This window comes from Streptomyces botrytidirepellens (assembly GCF_003721215.1).
Classification (GTDB): Bacteria; Actinomycetota; Actinomycetes; order Streptomycetales; family Streptomycetaceae; genus Streptomyces; species Streptomyces himastatinicus.
This window is the reverse complement of sequence record NZ_RIBZ01000422.1, coordinates 1-993: the sequence shown is the minus strand read 5'-3', so window position 1 is coordinate 993 and position 993 is coordinate 1. Positions and strand designations below refer to the sequence as shown.

At 74.5% G+C, this 993-nt stretch carries 1 protein-coding gene; it reads right to left on the bottom strand.

The genetic code is table 11. From position 1 onward, the window contains the following. Nucleotides 1–58: 58 nt before the first annotated feature. Nucleotides 59–901, bottom strand: a complete 843-nt coding sequence (locus EEJ42_RS31315) for an MOSC domain-containing protein (RefSeq protein ID WP_123105235.1) — start codon at nucleotides 899–901, stop codon at nucleotides 59–61. Nucleotides 902–993 lie beyond the last annotated feature (92 nt).

The window sequence follows — 993 nt, the reverse complement described above, 5'->3', positions numbered from 1 at the left end:
GCGCGCCCGGGTCGCCCGCCGCCGTGCCGTGGCGGCCCGCCGCGCTGCCCGCCGGGGGCTACTCCAGGATCTCGACCGGATCGCCCAGCCGCAGCGTGCCCGTGCCCTCCGGCACCATGTTCTGCCCGAAGAGCAGACGGTCCCCCGCCCGCCGGTGCCGCGCCAGCGTCCGCAGCGGCTCCTTGCCGCGCTCGCCGGTGCTCTGGTCGGTCGTGGTGATCACACAGCGGGAGCACGGCTTGGGCACCCGGAAGACGACCTCGCCGATCCTTATCCGCTGCCAGTCGTCCTCGGCCCACGGCGCGGTGCCGTCGATCACGACGTTCGGCCGGAAGCGGTTCATCGGCAGGGGGCCCTCGTCGGGGTGGTCACCCTGGGCGATGAGCGAGTTGAGCGCGTGCAGCGACGCGGTGGTCGTGAGCAGCAGCGGAAACTCGTCGGCGAGGCTCACGGTCTCCCCGCCGCGCGCGTACTCCGGGGTCAGGGGCCGCCGCGCCGGGTCGTCGAGGTGGACCAGCCGCACCTCGGTGCCCAGGAAGTCGCTGAACCAGGCATCGGCGGCGGCGCCCGCCGACACCACCTCGACCTCCGTCCGCGCCAGCTTCGCGGTGAAGGTGACCGGTGACGGCACCGACGGGTCCCCCGGCCCGGGTGCGGTCACGGTCAGCGGCTCCCGGCCCTCGGCGCTCAGCCGGACACCCCCGTCCGGCAGCGACGCGGCCGAGGCGAGCGCCAGCCTCGGCTGCTGGCGCTGGGTCACATAGCGCCCGTCCGGCTCGACGACCATCCATCTGCGGTCACCGGCCAGCCCCCACGGCTCCACGACCGCGGCACCTGGCGCCCACCCCGCGACGGATTTGACGGGGTAGACGTGCAGGGCGCTCAGCTCCGGGTTGACCATGCGGAACATCCTGCCACCAGGGTCCGACAGGCCGGACGGCCGCAGGGTGAACACAAGCCGGGGCCCGGTGGTCCGAACGACGGACCACCGGG

Bases quoted from the DNA above. Each gene is read 5' to 3' on its own strand.
- EEJ42_RS31315 (WP_123105235.1), bottom strand. From the start codon at position 901: ATGGTCAACCCGGAGCTGAGCGCCCTGCACGTCTACCCCGTCAAATCC.